The sequence below is a fragment of the Entomomonas sp. E7T21 genome (assembly GCF_058693955.1).
This window is the reverse complement of record NZ_CP191672.1, coordinates 2,285,933-2,302,048: the sequence shown is the minus strand read 5'-3', so window position 1 is coordinate 2,302,048 and position 16,116 is coordinate 2,285,933. Positions and strand designations below refer to the sequence as shown.

The following is a 16,116-nucleotide window of genomic DNA, read 5'->3' as shown; positions in this document are numbered from 1 at the left end:
TATTGGCATTTTATGAAAAATAAATTTGTATATTTATACACAAACATTACCTGCATTATTAGCATTTTTTTAGTGATTAATATGTACAGTATGGTATTGGCCAGTGATGAACAACTACCTCAGTTTGATCTCCCAGATACAGTACTATGGTTAGAAATTGTTATTAATGGTAAGCCTTCTGGACATATTATAGCGGTAGATTATCGTAATAAGCATTATTGGTTAACTGCAGAACAATTAGACCAAATAGGTTTATCAATGTTAAAGCCTAAAAACCAACAGTCTATAGCTATTGATCAAATAGTTGGTGTTAATGTGGGTTATAACGCTGAACTACAGCAGTTAATGATTGATTTACCAACTTCATGGCTTCCATCACAACATATTACTGTTAATAAAACGATGTATAAACAAGTTGAAGCAAAAAGTAGTCTAGGCGCTTTAATGAACTATGATATATATGCTACTTCTCCAGAGCAAAAGAATGCTTCTGATAATCTATCATTATGGACAGAGCAACGTGTTTTTGATGGTTTTGGTGTAGTTTCAAATACAGGAATTTATCGCAAATCATTTGGTGGTAAGCAGAGTAACAATCAAAGTGATCGTTATGTACGTTATGATACACAGTGGAAGTACAGTAATGAAAATAGCATGATTAGTTATTCTTTTGGAGATGTTATTACAGACTCATTACCATGGTCTAGTTCTGTACGATTAGGTGGTTTTCAAATTGCACGTAACTTTGCTACACGTCCTGATTTAATTACTTATCCATTACCACAGTTTATGGGTAATGCTGCTATTCCTAGTACAGTAGATCTTTATATTAATAATTATAAAATGGATACACAGTTACTGAATCCAGGGCCATTTACATTAGAAACACAACCTTATATTAATGGTGCTGGTAATGCTACTGTAGTGACAACAGATGCATTGGGAAGAAAGGTTAGTGCTACAGTTCCTTTTTATGTGGCCAGTAATTTACTAGGTAAAGGTTTAACAGATTATAGTTTTTCGTCTGGTATTCTACGTCGTAATTATGGACTTAAGTCCAGTGATTATAGTAATGCTGCGATGAATGGTATAGCGAGATATGGTGTAACTGATTGGTTGACAGTGGAAGGTAGAGTAGAGGGCGCTCAATATCTTTTATCTTCGGGTATTGGTGCAGGTATTCGGTTAAGCAATTTAGGTGTACTCAATCTTTCAACGAGTGGCAGTCAGGCTAATGATAAAGCATGGAGCAAAGAGAAAAGAAGTATTCAATCTTATTATAATCCTATAACGGGAATGATTGATTACAAGGATATTTACACTGACAATGTTCCACAAAAGAATAAAGGTACTCAGGCTGTAGCGGGATATAGTTATAACAATCAAGTTTTTAGTGTGAATGCGCAACGCATTGTGCGTTCAGAGGGATATGCTGATTTATCTAATTATCGTTCAGACTATCTTTTAAGTAGACGTCAAGATCAAGTGACTACCAGTATAGGAATAGGAAGATTCGGAGCTATAGGTAGTGGCTATTTTGCAACACGCAGTGCTAGGGGAGATGAAACTAGAATAATTAATATTTCATGGAGTGCGGCAGTATGGCGTAATGTTAGTTTATATGCATCTATTAACAAAGAAATTGGGTGGTCAAGGTGTTAGTGCTCAGATTATGCTTTCACTTCCTTTAGATGACTGGGGAACAACAAGCATTTCATCCAGTAGAGATACTAGTAATCATTGGGTAACAAGAACAAATTGGAGTAGAAGTGCACCTACTGATGGGGGCATAGGTTGGAATTTAGCTTTTGCTAATGGCGGTAGAGAATCTGATAAATATCGCCAAGCAGATATAACATGGCGTTCAGATTATTTTGAAACAAAGGGTGGAATGTATGGTAACAAACATGATTATACTCGTTGGGCAGAAATGACAGGAGCTGTTGTTATGATGAATGGAGATATGTATACAACCAATACTATTAATGATGCTTTTGCACTTGTCTCTACAAATAGTTTTGAAGATGTACCAGTATTTTATGAAAATCAGCCTATTGGTAAAACTAATGCAAAAGGTTATATGCTAGTACCTACTGTAACCTCTTGGTATCCAACTAAACTTAGTATTGATTCACTAAACTTGCCCGCTGATGTGGATATTCCTTCTACAACTTATGAGTTATCAGTGCGTGAAAAAAGTGGTTTATTAGTAGATTTTAAAATTAAAAATATTCAATCCGTTAATCTTACCTTATTAGATAATAATGATAAGCCTCTTCCTAAAGGTAGTACTGTTAAGACACAAGACAATAAAACCAGTTGGGTGGGTTGGGATGGGTTAGTGTGGCTACAAGATATAAATGCTAATAACCAACTTACCGTAACGCGTGCAGATACAGGAAAAGTTTGTAATGTTATCTTACATATACCTAAGCAAAAAGGCATTATTTATTTAGGTCAACAAAAGTGTCAATAGGAACTAATTAAATGATAGTTAAATCTATAAACCTATATATATTTATTTTTTTATGTTTAACAAACACTGTTGTTGAGGCGGCTTGTAGCGTAGGTAGTAATGAAAGTATTAATTTAGGACAGAATAGCTCCTTTACTGTTTATAACAATTCTATTGCCGCTTCCAACAATGTTGGCTTAAGTTGCTCTGGTTTACTTGGTTTAGGTATCCTTTCAGGCGATCAAATTATTGTGACATTAAAAAATAGTGTTAATAATTTAACGTTAAAAAATAATGATGGTTCAGGTGATGTTATCCCTTATGGTATTTATGCAGATAGCACTTATCAGCACCAATTTCTTGTTAATCAAGCAATTAATTATAATAGTATAGGTTTATTAACACTTATTTTAGGTGGAAAAAGTTTTAATATTAAGTTTTATGTAAAAACCTCTCCAGGAGCTAATGTTCGTGCAGGAACATATTCAGATAGCTTAACGTTTAATTGGAACTATAATATTTGTTCATTATTAGGAATATTAGATATTTGTGTAGGAGTACAAAAGGATAATGTTGATCGAACAATAACAGTTACTGCAGTGATTGATAAACAATGTGCTATTAATAATGCTCCAGATCTTAACTTTGGTAGTTATGCATTAGTAGGCCAATTTAACCCAATTACCCAAAATATTAATTTGACCTGTACTAAAACAGAAGGTTATAAAGTTTCTTTTAGTGATGGTAATAATAGATTAGCTAATAGCTGGCGACGTATGACTGACGGGCTGGGACATTATTTACAATATAATATTTATCAAACAGATGGTGTAACTGTATGGGATACAACCAATAAACTATCAGCATCTGGAACAGGTTTATCTCAAACGATACCCTATAAAGCAATTATCAATCCATCACAAACAGAATTACCTGCCGCAACTTATACAGATCAAATTACAGTGATTGTAGAATATTAAAAAGTTTATAAAAATTCAAATATTGTGATGAGGTAGAAAGGATTAAATTTTATTAAAGATAATTGTATATACATATACTATTTTCTAATGGTTTAGTAAAATCCTCTTTAATGATTGTTTTTTAAGAGGCTCTTTATTGTGGCGCAGCCAAAAGATTTATTTGCTAGTAATATTGGGAGTTTTCCTGCCCCTCTTTATCAGCGTGTTAAACAAATGATTGTACAGCAAATTCATTCAGGGGCATGGCCTCCTCACTATCGCATTCCTTCCGAAGCTGAATTAGTAGAGCAGTTAGGGTTTAGTAGGATGACCATTAATCGTGCATTACGGGAGTTAACTACTGAAGGTTTGTTAATTCGTATGCAAGGCGTGGGGACTTTTGTGGCAGAACCTAAAGGACATGCCGCTTTATTTGAAATACGCAATATAGCTGAGGAAATAGCAGAAAGAGGGCATCACCATTCTACGCAAGTAGTTGTTATGGAACAAATCAAAGCTAATCAAAAACAAGCAACTGATTTGGAGTTAAAAGTAGGAGATCGTATTTTTCATTCGGTGTTAGTACATTTTGAAGAGTATATTCCTATTCAAATTGAGGAGCGTTATATTAGCTCTAAAGTTGCACCAGATTATTTAAAGCAAGATTTTACTCAGCTAACGCCTAACCAATATTTAACTGAACTTGCTCCCGTTACAGAGGGTGAACATGTGGTTGAAGCTGTTTTGGTAACAAAGCAGGAAAGTGATTTATTACATATTAAACATGGCGACCCTTGTTTATCTATCCAACGTCGTACTTGGTCTGGTGCTTTAGTTATTTCTAGTACCCGTTTACTTTATCCTGGTAGTCGTTATCGTTTAGAGGGTAGGTTTGGCCTATGATAAAGTTATTAAAAGCTCAAGACTACATAAAAATGCCTTGGAAAAATGGAGCTGGTATAACAGAGGAAGTAATCAAGGTTACTGATTATAATATAGATAATTTTTTATGGCGTGTTTCGATTGCTGATATAAAAGAAGACGGTACATTTTCTTCATTTATAGGATATCAGCGAATTATTAGTGTTTTAGAAGGAAAAGGAATGGTGTTAGAGGTGGACGGAAAACTTTCACGTCCATTATCTACTTTTGATCCTTTCGCATTTAAAGGTGAGTCTGAAGTTTCTTGTAAATTATTGAAGGGTCCATTAAGAGATTTCAATCTTATTTACAACCCACTTTCAATAGCTGCTAATTTACAATGGATTGTTAATGAGCAACCAACCAGAATTTTTACCAATGCTGAAGATATAGTGTTATTTAATGCAGGTGATAAGGTAACAGTTAATATCTCTAATCAAGAGATTGTATTAGAACATTATGATACTTTATGGGTAACAAATCAGGATGATTTAAAAGAAGTGTATATAACTACAATAACTAATTCTTTTAAATGCTGTTTTATATCTCTTACCTCTAAAAATTAAGATATATTTATTAAAACAAAATACTTAATTGTTTACGAAAAGTAACGCTTCAGTAACAGTGAAATAATAAAATCTCCATTTATGGTGTATTAATGCACTTGTTTAGTGCATAGATTTTCTAAAAATATTCTTGTAATAAAATTAGTAATTTTTCTCTTTATTTAATTTTTTATTAATTAATAGGTTAGCCAATTCATTAATATTTTTTTATTGGTTTGGCCTTTAATTTGCATATAATTGTATATACAAGTTAGTACAAGTAAATATCTGTCTAGGAGAAAGTAATGGCTAAGCAAGACCGTTTTCGTGATGTAACTATAAGAGCGCCAAGAGGTACAAAGCTAAATGCTAAAAGTTGGTTAACTGAAGCGCCACTTCGTATGTTGATGAATAATCTTGATCCGGATGTCGCTGAGAATCCTAAGGAATTGGTTGTGTATGGTGGCATAGGTCGTGCTGCGCGTAATTGGGAGTGTTACGATAAAATAGTCGAAACATTAAAAAAATTAAATGAAGATGAAACATTATTAGTTCAATCAGGTAAACCTGTTGGGGTATTCAAAACGCATAGTAATGCGCCACGCGTACTTATTGCTAACTCTAATATTGTGCCACATTGGGCGAACTGGAAGCATTTTAATGAGCTAGATGCTAAAGGTCTTATGATGTATGGTCAAATGACCGCAGGTAGCTGGATTTATATTGGTAGCCAAGGGATTGTACAAGGTACTTATGAAACCTTTGTGGAAGCAGCTCGCCAACATTATAACGGCAGCTTAAAAGGACGTTGGGTAGTAACTGCTGGTTTAGGTGGTATGGGTGGTGCACAACCATTAGCAGCTACCTTAGCAGGTGCTTGCTCATTAAATATTGAATGCCAACAAAGCCGCATTGATTTCCGTTTAAGAACACGTTATGTGGATGAGCAAGCTAAAGATTTAGATGATGCCATTGAACGTATTCGGAAATATACCGCTGAGGGTAAGGCTATTTCTATTGCGTTATGCGCTAATGCAGCAGAAGTGTTACCTGAGTTGGTACGTCGTGGTGTAAAACCTGACTTATTAACCGATCAAACCAGTGCCCATGACCCATTAAATGGTTACTTACCTAAAGGTTGGACGTGGGAAGAATATCGTCAACGTGCCCAAACAGAACCAGATTTAGTGGTAAAAGAAGCTAAAGCATCGATGGCGGATCATGTACAAGCAATGCTTGATTTACAAAAAATGGGGGTGCCTACTTTTGACTATGGCAATAATATTCGTCAAATGGCCTTTGAAGAAGGTGTGAAAAATGCCTTTGATTTCCCTGGTTTCGTACCTGCCTATATTCGTCCATTATTCTGTCGCGGTATTGGTCCTTTCCGTTGGGCTGCTTTATCAGGTGAGGCAAGCGATATTTATGCAACAGATGCTAAAGTAAAAGAACTTATTCCTGATGATAAGCATTTACATACTTGGTTAGATATGGCGAAAGAGCGTATTAGTTTCCAAGGCTTACCTGCACGGATTTGTTGGGTAGGTCTAGGTGAGCGTGCGAAGTTAGGTTTAGCCTTTAATGAAATGGTACGTAGTGGAGAGCTAAAAGCTCCTATCGTTATTGGTCGTGATCATTTGGACTCTGGTTCGGTAGCAAGCCCTAATCGTGAAACTGAGTCTATGCAAGATGGTAGCGACACTGTTTCTGATTGGCCATTATTAAATGCTCTATTAAATACTGCTAGTGGTGCTACTTGGGTGTCTTTACATCACGGTGGCGGGGTAGGTATGGGCTTCTCGCAACACTCTGGCATGGTAATCGTTTGTGATGGTACTGATGAAGCGGCTGAACGTATTGCGCGAGTGCTGCATAATGATCCTGCTACAGGTGTAATGCGCCACGCTGATGCTGGTTATGATATCGCCATTGAATGTGCTAAAGAGAAAGGCCTTAATTTACCGATGGTTAAATAACCATGCTAAGGGGTGGATATGTCTGATGATAATAAATTCAAACCTCTTACTGGCATTAGAGTACTCGATTTAAGTCGAGTACTTGCTGGCCCACACTGTACAGGTATGCTGGCAGATATGGGGGCAGAGGTAATTAAGTTAGAAGTACCTGAGCATGGTGATGATAGTCGCCATTTAGGGGCTTTTGATGAGACAGGTTACAGTATTTACTATGCATTGATTAACCGAGGTAAGCGTAGTATCGAAATAGATTTTAAAGATGCGGATGATTTAAAACGTTTTTATCAGTTAGTTGCAGAGTCTGATGTAGTCGTAGAAAACTTCCGACCTGGGGTAACTAAGCGGTTAGGCATTGACTTTGAAGTATTAAAACAACATAACCCAAAATTAGTTTATGCCAGTATTTCTGGCTTTGGGCAAGAAGGGCCGCTTTCTAAACATCCTGCTTATGACATTGTTGCACAAGCTATGTCAGGACTTATGAGTGTAACTGGCTTCCCCGAAGCAGGGCCAACCCGAAGTGGTGAATCATTAGGTGATTTATGTGCAGGTGTTTATGCTGCATGGGCTATCAGCACAGCTTTATTTGCCAGAGAGCGTCATGGTACAGGGGCACAATATATTGATGTAGCCATGTTTGATGTACTTGTTAGCATGCAAATGACAGGTTTAGCTGGTTTATTAGCAAGAGGTAAAGCTCCTGGTTTAGTAGGTAATAGGCACCCGATTTCTACGCCTTTTGATACTTATAAAGCGAAAGATGGTTTGGTAGTTATTGCCATTGCGAGTGATAAGCTATTTTTTAAATTTTGTGAGTGTATTGGTAATAAGACGTTAGCTACTGATCCACGATTTGCTAATGATACTGTGCGTACCGAACATCAGCATGTGGTTAAAGCTGAAATAGAGGATTGGACTGGAAAGCTTACTGTACAGGAAGTCTGCGATACTTTACTAGAAGCAGGTATTCCTGCTTCACCTGTATGGGATTTAAAACAAGCCACCGATTGTGAACAAGCTAAGTTAAGAAAACTATTTGTACCTGTTGCAGGACAAGCTTTTCCTATTGTGCCACAGCCTGTTTATATCAATGGTGTAAAACCTCACAGTACCACTCATGCGCCTGTGTTGGGCGAAGCTAATAATCTTTTTGGATTATCAAAAAAATAAGGGGAAACAAAATGGTGTTTAAATTAGATGCTACAGAACAAGCCATTGTTGAGTCCGTTCAACAAGTAACAGAAGATATATTAAAAGCTAATGCTCAACAACTAGATGAGAGTGAAGGATTTTGTGGTGATAACCTAAAGACTTTAGGTGAATTAGGTTGTATGGGTATTAATTTACCTGAAGAATATGGAGGATTAGGTATTGGTAGTTTAGCAATGAGCTATATTGTAGAAGCAGTAGCTAAGGCTTGTGCTTCTACAGCTTCTTCGCTAACAGCTCATTTTTTGGCGACTGATTCTATTCTGGTTGGCGGTACTGAAGCACAAAAGCAAGACTTATTACCACGAGCAGCTACTGGTGAGATTTTAGGTGCTTTTGGTTTAACTGAGCCAGCCGCAGGTTCTAATCCTGTTGATATGCGTACCAAGGCAATTAAAGAAAATGGTGGTTGGCGTATTCGCGGTAGTAAACATTATATTACTAATGCAGCTGAAGCTGATTTTATTGTACTTTACGCGAAAACTGATCCGGAGGCAGGAGCTAAGGGAATTAGTGCTTTTATTATTCCTAAAGGTACAGAGGGTGTTACATTTTCTAGTCCTGAGAAAACCATGGGATTAAGAGGTAGTACTATTTATGAGTTGGCATTGGATTGTTGGTTACCAGAGTCAGCTATGTTAGGTGAGGAAGGTAAAGGTTTTCATACCGCTATGCATGTACTTGATCGTGGTCGAGTGGAAGTGGCAGCTATGTCATTAGGTATTGCTAGTGCAGCTTTTGAAGATACTATGAAATGGATTAATGAGCGACAAATTGGTCCGAAACCTTTAGCTGCTTATCAAGGTACTCAATGGAAAGTAGCTGATATGTATAGTCAATTAGAGGCTGCTAGATTAATGACAGCAAAAGCTGCAATATCACGTGATAGTAGTGATAGGTTTAGCTTAGAGTCAGCTACTGCAAAATTATTTGCAGCTGAAGTGGCGGGTTTTGTAACAGATGCAGCGTTACAGTTGCATGGTGGTTATGGTTATATTCGAGATTTACCATTGGAGCGATATGTGAGGGATGCACGTATCTTACGGATTTTTGAAGGTACTTCAGAGGTTCAAAAAATAATAATCTCAAGGGCTGTAATTAATCAATATAAATGACAATAGATAAGCAAGGTATAAATAGTCTATCTTGCTTTTTTTATCACTGGTTAACAATAATAAATTAGCTGTGGTGTGGGGAGTATGATATGACATTAAATACTGAAAATAAAACAAGTAAATTAGTTGAAACCCGTTCTATTGATTATATTCCCGAAGCAGAGCGACATGGCAGTGTATGGAGTCAATTTACATTATGGTTTGGTGCTAATCTACAAATTACGGCTATTGTTACAGGTGCATTAGCTGTTGTGTTAGGTGGTGATGTATTTTGGTCACTGATAGGCTTGTTTATTGGTCAAGTAGTAGGTGGTGCTATTATGGCTCTGCACGGTGTGCAAGGTCCTAAATTAGGGTTGCCACAAATGATCTCAAGTCGCGTGCAGTTTGGTGTTTATGGTGCAGTTATACCTATTGTGTTAGTGTGCATTATGTACATTGGTTTTTCTGCTAGTGGTTCAGTGCTAGCGGGGCAGGCGATAGGTAAGTTAGTCCATGTATCTGATAATTTAGGTATCCTAATCTTTGGGATACTATTGGTTATTTTTACTATTTGTGGTTATAAAATTATTCATGGAATGGGGCGTTTGGCCAGTGTGGTAGGTGTTTTAGCTTTTTGTTATATGTTCTATCAATTAATGACCAAACATGATGTGATAGCGTTATTAAGTATTAAACATTTCTCTTGGGCTAGTTTTATGTTGGCGGTTTCATTATCTGCCTCATGGCAAATAGCCTTTGGCCCTTATGTAGCAGATTATTCACGTTATCTGCCTAAAAACACCTCTAGCTTTAAAACTTTTCTAGCAGTAGGTTCTGGTAGCATTATTGGTACTCAAATTTCTATGATTTTTGGAGTGTTAGCAGCAGCTCAAGCAGCCCAAAGTGGTGGTGCTTTTAGACATCATGAAGTTGAATATATTGTAGGTCTAAGTGGGGTTGGGTTAATAGCTGCATTACTGTATTTTATTATTGCCTTTGGTAAGGTGGTAATTACTACCCTGAATGCTTATGGTAGCTTTATGTCAATGGCGACTATTATCAGTGGTTTTCGTGGTCATAGTGTTATTTCAAGTAGATTACGTTTTATTTATATTTTTATTATGGTTGGTTTGTCTGTAGTTATTGCTTTATTAGGGAGAGGTGATTTCTTAAATAATTTCTCTGCTTTTTTATTATTCTTACTCACTTTCTTTACACCTTGGAGCGCAATTATTATTGTTGATTATTATCTAGTGACTAAGCAACGCTATGATATTCCTGCGCTATCAGATCCTAATGGTCGCTATGGTAAATGGAATTGGGTGGGCATAGGTGTTTATATCTTTGGAGTATTAATTCAAATGCCATTTGTTGATACTAAGTTCTTCACAGGCCCTTTAGTACATTATTTACAAGTGGATATTTCATGGATTATTGGTTGGATTATTCCTGCCATTGTATATTTTATTTTAGCGCGTAAGTTTAGTTATGAAATACCTCATCAATTAATTATCCCTGATCATGAAACTGATGACAGTGAACAAGATGATAATTTTCTAAAGGACATAAGTAATGTGGCAGTCAACTGATAAAAGTATTTGGACAGGAAGAGATGATAGCAGTGAAGGAGCATTAGCGCTTCGGTTATTTCAGACAATTATAGTGGCTAATGAGTTTGCCCCCGTACAATATGCTAATCATACAGCACTATTAGGTTTTATGTGTGATGAAGGTGTTCGACTTAATAAAGGAAGAGTAGGTGCACAAGAGGCTCCTAATGTTATTCGAAAAGCAATGGCAAATTTAGCAGCGCATAATAGTCATAATAAATTAGTGGATTTAGGTAATGTGCTGTATCAAGATACTTTAATTGCTAGTCAACAAGCTTTAGCCGAGTGTGTAACACAATGCCAACAACAGCAACTTAAAACTGTAGTGCTTGGCGGTGGCCATGAAACAGCTTTTGCTCATGGTATGGGTATTTATAAGGTATTTCCCAATAAAAAAATAGGCATTATTAACTTTGATGCACACTTAGATATTCGCTTATCAAAAGAAGGTTCTTCTGGCACACCTTTTAAGCAGTTGGCTGATTATTGTCAAGAAGCTAATAGGCCTTTTAATTACCTTTGTATAGGGGCTAGTTTGGCTGCTAATACAGGTTCATTATTAAACACAGCTGATGAGTTAGGCGTACAGATTATTTGGGATACTGAATGCAATAACCAAAATCTAGCAAATATATTGGCAAGGGTAAAACAGTTTATAGAAAGTGTTGATATTGTCTATTTAACTGTTGATTTAGATGTACTGCCACTGTCATATATGTATGCTGTATCTGCACCTGCAGCTTATGGTGTAGGTTTAGATTTTTTAATAGCAGTTGCCGATTTTATTAAAAATAGCGGTAAATTACAGGCAGCAGATTTTGTAGAGTTTAACCCTGCATTAGATAATCAAGGACTATGCGCTAAAGTTGCCGCACGTTTTGTATGGCAAATATTATTAAATTGGTAGTGACTATAATTTAGTTTAGATAAAGTAAAGAGTTGGAGTTTATGATGAAAACCCTATGGCAACATTTTCATGCAATCACTATGCAAAATGGTAACTACAATATTATTGAAGATGCTGCCATGATTACTGAAAATGGTTTAATTAGCTGGATTGGTAAAAGGGCAGATAAACCTCAAGTAGAAGCTAAAGAAGTTAATCTTAATAATGCATGGGTAACACCAGGATTTATTGATTGCCATACCCACTTAGTATTTGGTGGTGATCGTAGTGGTGAGTTTGAAAAACGATTACAAGGTGTGAGTTATGCTGAAATAGCTGCGCAAGGTGGTGGTATAGCAAGTACTGTCAAAGCTACTCGTGAAGCTTCAGAACAAGAGTTATTAGCTTCTGCTTTAAAGCGAGTTAAACATTTATTAAGTGAAGGAGTAACCACCTTAGAGATTAAATCAGGTTATGGTTTAACGTTAGAAAGTGAACGTAAAGTATTAAAAGTTATCCGTAAGCTTGGAGAAATATTGCCTGCTACAGTAAAGGCTACTTGTTTAGCTGCACACGATATTCCACCTGAATATAAAGGAAAAGCTGATGACTATATAACACATATTTGTGATGTGATGTTACCAACTTTAGCCAAAGAGGGGCTAGTAGATGCGGTAGACGCTTTTTGTGAACATTTAGCTTTTTCACCAGCTCAAGTAGAAAAAGTATTCCAAAAAGCACAAGCACTAGGTCTACCTGTTAAGCTGCATGCAGAGCAATTATCATCGCTACATGGCTCTAGCTTGGCTGCTAAGTACCATGCCCTTTCCGCTGATCACTTAGAATATATGACAGAGTCCGATGCAATTGCTATGGCAAAAGCAGGAACAGTTGCCGTATTATTGCCAGGAGCTTTTTATATGTTAAGAGAGATCCAATTACCACCTATGGATGCATTACGTAAGCATGGGGTAAAAATAGCTTTATCAACCGATTTAAATCCAGGCACATCACCTATGTTATCACCTAGGCTATTGTTAAATATGGGCTGTACTCTGTTTAAAATGACTCCAGAAGAGGCCTTAGCAGGTGTTACCATTAACGCAGCACAAGCATTAGGTTTAGAAACAACACATGGCAGCTTAGAGCAAGGCAAAGTAGCAGATTTTATTGCGTGGGATATTAACCAACCAGCTGAACTAGCCTATTGGTTAGGTGGGCAATTAGCTACACATATTATTCAAAAAGGACAGTTTGTTAAGTCTTTTTAAGAGTAAAAATATTGTATTGCCAGTGAGTAGAGAAGAGGGTTTTGGGTTAGATTTAGTGTGTTGGTTAACATCTAAGTTAGCCTTAAAATTCAATCTAATATTTGTATAGTAGAAGAGTTAAATACTTTTGTTGAGGGTAATAATTGTATAATTGATTATTGGTACTAATGCCTTTATTAAGTTTCATATTTATTAATCTCAATGGTGATATGAACTAACTCCTCATGGATACTTAATAGATTACGAAAATAATCAGGCGAAATATTTTCTGAAGTTACTAGTCCTACAATACAAGCATACTTTTCTTTACCAACACGCCATACATGTAAATCACTTATTTTTGCCTTAATGGGGCTTTGCTCAATCACTTCTTTTATTTCTTGAACAACAGGAGTATCCATTTCGGCATCTAACAGTATTTTTCCAGAATCACGGATTAAACCATAAGCCCATACTGATACTAAAATAGCGCCTACAATACCCATAACAGGATCAAGCCAAGCTGCACCCCAAAACTTACCAGAGATTAGTGCAATAATAGCTAAAACAGATGTGGCAGCATCAGTAATCACATGAATATAAGCAGCCCGTAAGTTCATATCATGATGATGCCCATGAGCATGATCGTGTGAACCATGATGATGGTGGTGATCATCTTTTAATAACCAAGCACAAGCAAGATTAACTAGCAAGCCGATAAAGGCAATAATAATTGCTTGGTCATAATGAATTTCGGCAGGATTAACTAATCTTTCAATTGAGTGAGAAAACATCAGTACAGCAATAAGGGCCAGCAATATAGCACTGGTAAAGCCACCCAAAACTTCAATCTTCCATGTACCAAAAGCAAATCTATTATCATGTGCATATTTTCTAGCAAATACATAAGCTAATACGGAAAGCCCTAATGCTAGAGTATGGGAGCTCATATGCCAGCCATCCGCTAGTAGAGCCATTGAATTAAATGCATAACCACCAATGATTTCAGCTATCATAGTGATAAATGTTAACAATACCGCTAGCTTAGTTTTTTTCTCAGCAAGAGGATTACCTTCATTAAATAGATGAGAGTGTTGCCAATTAGTAAGGTCTTTATTTGCTGACATTAAATATTACCTTTTTTTCTGTTGCTTAATATACTATACCCCAGTATAGGGGCTGTTATAAATGAGAATTATCTATAACACAACGTCAAATGGATACTGAATAAGTAGTAACTATTTTGCGGTCTTATCTAAAATAGGCTTTTTAAAAGCTATTATCTTGTATTGAAAATACTTTATAGGTTAATCATAAGAAAAAGACATTTATTCTAAATTACAGTAGAATTTTCTGATTACTTTTTTAAAGGATTTTTTATATGTCACTTGGTTATTTTGAAAAACCTCGTTGGATGCGTGATTTAGTAAGATTTTTACCATTGAAAAGCCAATTTGTCTTATCTGGTAATATCCGAGATTTACAGGCATGTGAAATTACACCAAGTGTTGTTACACCACAATCTTTTGAATTGACCTTATATCGCACTTTAAGGGAAGCAGGGTATAGTCAAGTGGTTATGTGGGATCCTTTAATAGGTTTTCAATGTTTGCAAACCCCTGATTTACCTGCCCAAAATACTGATCAATTGCTACAGCAGTTAGGGTTAACTCCTGAGAATGGCTGTGCAGCAGGTGGTTTGGATTTATTAAGTAATGTTATAGAACGATTAGTAGGACTAATGGGTGATCCTATAGCATTGGTAATAGATTTTGCTTCTCAGTTAAGCATTCGGGCAGATAACTTAAGCGCTGTAGAGCATCAATTATTTACTCGTGCGTTAGTGTTATCGCATCAAGCGAGAATGCGTCCTGCTGGTGCTAATCGTGCTCCTTTTTTTAATACGATATTATGGTTAGTAGAAAAAGAGGGGGATTTACCTGATTGGTTATTAGTTAATAATCCAAAATTACGTCATATTCCTGTATCTAAACCAGATAATATAGCACGGCGCGCTTTAGCATTGCCGTTGATTAAAGGAATTCCAGGTTCACAACAGGCTACAGATGAGGCATTGCTTAAAGCAGAAACAACTTTTGTAAATAGTACAGAGGGAATGCTGTTATTGGATATGAATGCTATTGCTACTTTGGCGCGTGTGGAACAAATCAATATTGATAATATAGGTGATGCTGTACGCCATTATAAGGTAGGTGTAACAGAGGATCCTTGGCAAAAAATTGATCGAGAAAAAATAAAGCAAGCTGATGAGTTTGTGTATAGGCGAGTCAAAGGGCAAAATCATGCAGTGACTCATATGCTAGATATCATTAAGCGAGCAATTACTGGTGTTGGTACTAGCCGTAAAGGTAATAGACCGCGCGGAGTAGTTTTTTTAGCGGGGCCAACAGGGGTGGGTAAAACAGAATTAGCTAAAACAATTACCAGTTTATTATTTAATGATGAAAGTGCTTATATACGTTTTGATATGTCAGAGTTTAGTTCAGAGTTCTCTGATCAGCGTTTAATAGGAGCACCTCCAGGCTATGTTGGCTATGATATGGGTGGAGAGCTAACGAATGCTATTCGTGAAAAGCCGTTTAGTGTGGTGTTATTTGATGAGATTGAAAAGGCTCATCCAAGAATTTTAGATAAGTTTTTGCAGATTTTAGATGATGGTGTGTTAACTTCAGGAAGAGGTGAGCGAGTTTATTTCTCAGAAGCTTTAATTGTATTTACCTCTAATCTTGGTATCTATAAGGTAACAGAAACTGGTGAAAGGATATCTAATGTGTCAGCAGATGATCCTTTTGAAACAGTACAAATAAGAGTACAAAATGAAATTGAGCGCTATTTTAAATTTGTGCTAAATCGTCCAGAAATATTAAATCGAATGGGAGAAAATATTATTGTTTTTGATTTCATTCGTAAAGATGTTGCAGAGCAAATCTTCCAACAAATGATAGATAATATTATAGAAGATTTAAAAACTAATGGATTAGCTTTAGCATTTACTATAGGAGCCCTAGAAAACTTAAGAAAAATAGCTTTAGCTGACCTTTCAAACGGTGGACGAGGTATTCGTAATCAAATAGAAGCACATTTATTGAATCCTTTAGCACGTAAGTTATTTGAGTTAAATCCACAAGTAGATCAAAAAGTGACTATTACTAGATTACAAGCTGGCTCTTTAACATTGGAGTAGTTA

The 16,116-nt window shown here is 36.3% G+C and carries 13 protein-coding genes; 12 read left to right on the top strand and 1 reads right to left on the bottom strand.

Annotated elements, in window-relative coordinates; translation table 11 throughout:
* Positions 1-81: 81 nt before the first annotated feature.
* From ACQVD9_RS10915 to hutI, 11 genes are all read left to right on the top strand, one after another.
* Positions 82-1,662: a fimbria/pilus outer membrane usher protein gene (locus ACQVD9_RS10915; RefSeq protein WP_264745982.1), complete on the top strand. Its 1,581-nt coding sequence runs from the start codon at positions 82-84 to the stop codon at positions 1,660-1,662.
* Entirely contained in the window at positions 1,622-2,476 is an 855-nt protein-coding gene (locus ACQVD9_RS10910) for a fimbria/pilus outer membrane usher protein (protein ID WP_264745981.1), read from the top strand. The genes ACQVD9_RS10915 and ACQVD9_RS10910 overlap by 41 nt, the downstream gene beginning before the upstream one ends.
* Before the next feature lie 11 nt (positions 2,477-2,487).
* A complete protein-coding gene (locus ACQVD9_RS10905) occupies positions 2,488-3,435 on the top strand; it encodes a Csu type fimbrial protein (RefSeq protein WP_264745980.1) in 948 nt (315 codons plus the stop codon).
* 213 nt (positions 3,436-3,648) lie between these two features.
* Complete coding sequence (hutC, locus tag ACQVD9_RS10900; protein WP_413774195.1) at positions 3,649-4,317, top strand: histidine utilization transcriptional repressor HutC; 669 nt, start codon at positions 3,649-3,651, stop codon at positions 4,315-4,317.
* Positions 4,314-4,901 carry a HutD/Ves family protein gene (locus tag ACQVD9_RS10895; protein ID WP_264745978.1) on the top strand — a complete coding sequence of 196 codons (588 nt, stop codon included), beginning with the start codon at positions 4,314-4,316 and terminating at the stop codon, positions 4,899-4,901. The genes hutC and ACQVD9_RS10895 overlap by 4 nt, the downstream gene beginning before the upstream one ends.
* A gap of 284 nt (positions 4,902-5,185) precedes the next feature.
* Entirely contained in the window at positions 5,186-6,856 is a 1,671-nt protein-coding gene (gene hutU, locus ACQVD9_RS10890; RefSeq protein ID WP_264745977.1) for a urocanate hydratase, read from the top strand.
* 18 nt (positions 6,857-6,874) lie between these two features.
* Positions 6,875-8,026, top strand: a complete 1,152-nt coding sequence (locus tag ACQVD9_RS10885) for a CaiB/BaiF CoA transferase family protein (RefSeq protein ID WP_264745976.1) — start codon at positions 6,875-6,877, stop codon at positions 8,024-8,026.
* Positions 8,027-8,037: 11 nt separating this feature from the next.
* Positions 8,038-9,180, top strand: coding sequence for an acyl-CoA dehydrogenase family protein (locus ACQVD9_RS10880; RefSeq protein WP_264745975.1), 1,143 nt, complete (start codon positions 8,038-8,040; stop codon positions 9,178-9,180).
* 89 nt (positions 9,181-9,269) lie between these two features.
* Positions 9,270-10,751 carry a purine-cytosine permease family protein gene (locus ACQVD9_RS10875; protein ID WP_264745974.1) on the top strand — a complete coding sequence of 494 codons (1,482 nt, stop codon included), beginning with the start codon at positions 9,270-9,272 and terminating at the stop codon, positions 10,749-10,751.
* Complete coding sequence (gene hutG, locus ACQVD9_RS10870; protein WP_264745973.1) at positions 10,735-11,679, top strand: formimidoylglutamase; 945 nt, start codon at positions 10,735-10,737, stop codon at positions 11,677-11,679. Before ACQVD9_RS10875 ends, hutG begins: the two co-directional genes overlap by 17 nt.
* A gap of 44 nt (positions 11,680-11,723) precedes the next feature.
* The gene (gene hutI, locus ACQVD9_RS10865) at positions 11,724-12,929 is read left to right on the top strand and encodes an imidazolonepropionase (RefSeq protein ID WP_264747892.1); all 1,206 of its coding nucleotides are present in this window, start codon (positions 11,724-11,726) and stop codon (positions 12,927-12,929) included.
* A gap of 176 nt (positions 12,930-13,105) precedes the next feature.
* Here the strand turns inward: hutI and dmeF are convergent, their stop codons facing one another.
* Positions 13,106-14,035 (bottom strand): CDF family Co(II)/Ni(II) efflux transporter DmeF, encoded by a 930-nt coding sequence (gene dmeF, locus ACQVD9_RS10860; RefSeq protein ID WP_264745972.1) that lies wholly within the window; start codon positions 14,033-14,035, stop codon positions 13,106-13,108.
* Between the two features lie 254 nt (positions 14,036-14,289).
* Between dmeF and ACQVD9_RS10855 the strand changes: the two genes are divergently transcribed.
* Positions 14,290-16,113 carry an AAA family ATPase gene (locus ACQVD9_RS10855; protein ID WP_264745971.1) on the top strand — a complete coding sequence of 608 codons (1,824 nt, stop codon included), beginning with the start codon at positions 14,290-14,292 and terminating at the stop codon, positions 16,111-16,113.
* Positions 16,114-16,116 lie beyond the last annotated feature (3 nt).

What these genes read in the sequence shown, in the direction of transcription:
- ACQVD9_RS10910 (WP_264745981.1), top strand. Translation starts at nt 1,622, where the DNA reads ATGCATCTATTAACAAAGAAATTGGGTGGTCAAGGTGTTAGTGCTCAG.
- ACQVD9_RS10880 (WP_264745975.1), top strand. Translation starts at nt 8,038, where the DNA reads ATGGTGTTTAAATTAGATGCTACAGAACAAGCCATTGTTGAGTCCGTT.
- ACQVD9_RS10895 (WP_264745978.1), top strand. Translation starts at nt 4,314, where the DNA reads ATGATAAAGTTATTAAAAGCTCAAGACTACATAAAAATGCCTTGGAAA.
- hutC (WP_413774195.1), top strand. Translation starts at nt 3,649, where the DNA reads ATGATTGTACAGCAAATTCATTCAGGGGCATGGCCTCCTCACTATCGC.
- ACQVD9_RS10905 (WP_264745980.1), top strand. Translation starts at nt 2,488, where the DNA reads ATGATAGTTAAATCTATAAACCTATATATATTTATTTTTTTATGTTTA.
- dmeF (WP_264745972.1), bottom strand. Translation starts at nt 14,035, where the DNA reads ATGTCAGCAAATAAAGACCTTACTAATTGGCAACACTCTCATCTATTT.
- ACQVD9_RS10875 (WP_264745974.1), top strand. Translation starts at nt 9,270, where the DNA reads ATGACATTAAATACTGAAAATAAAACAAGTAAATTAGTTGAAACCCGT.
- ACQVD9_RS10855 (WP_264745971.1), top strand. Translation starts at nt 14,290, where the DNA reads ATGTCACTTGGTTATTTTGAAAAACCTCGTTGGATGCGTGATTTAGTA.
- ACQVD9_RS10915 (WP_264745982.1), top strand. Translation starts at nt 82, where the DNA reads ATGTACAGTATGGTATTGGCCAGTGATGAACAACTACCTCAGTTTGAT.
- hutI (WP_264747892.1), top strand. Translation starts at nt 11,724, where the DNA reads ATGAAAACCCTATGGCAACATTTTCATGCAATCACTATGCAAAATGGT.
- ACQVD9_RS10885 (WP_264745976.1), top strand. Translation starts at nt 6,875, where the DNA reads ATGTCTGATGATAATAAATTCAAACCTCTTACTGGCATTAGAGTACTC.
- hutU (WP_264745977.1), top strand. Translation starts at nt 5,186, where the DNA reads ATGGCTAAGCAAGACCGTTTTCGTGATGTAACTATAAGAGCGCCAAGA.
- hutG (WP_264745973.1), top strand. Translation starts at nt 10,735, where the DNA reads ATGTGGCAGTCAACTGATAAAAGTATTTGGACAGGAAGAGATGATAGC.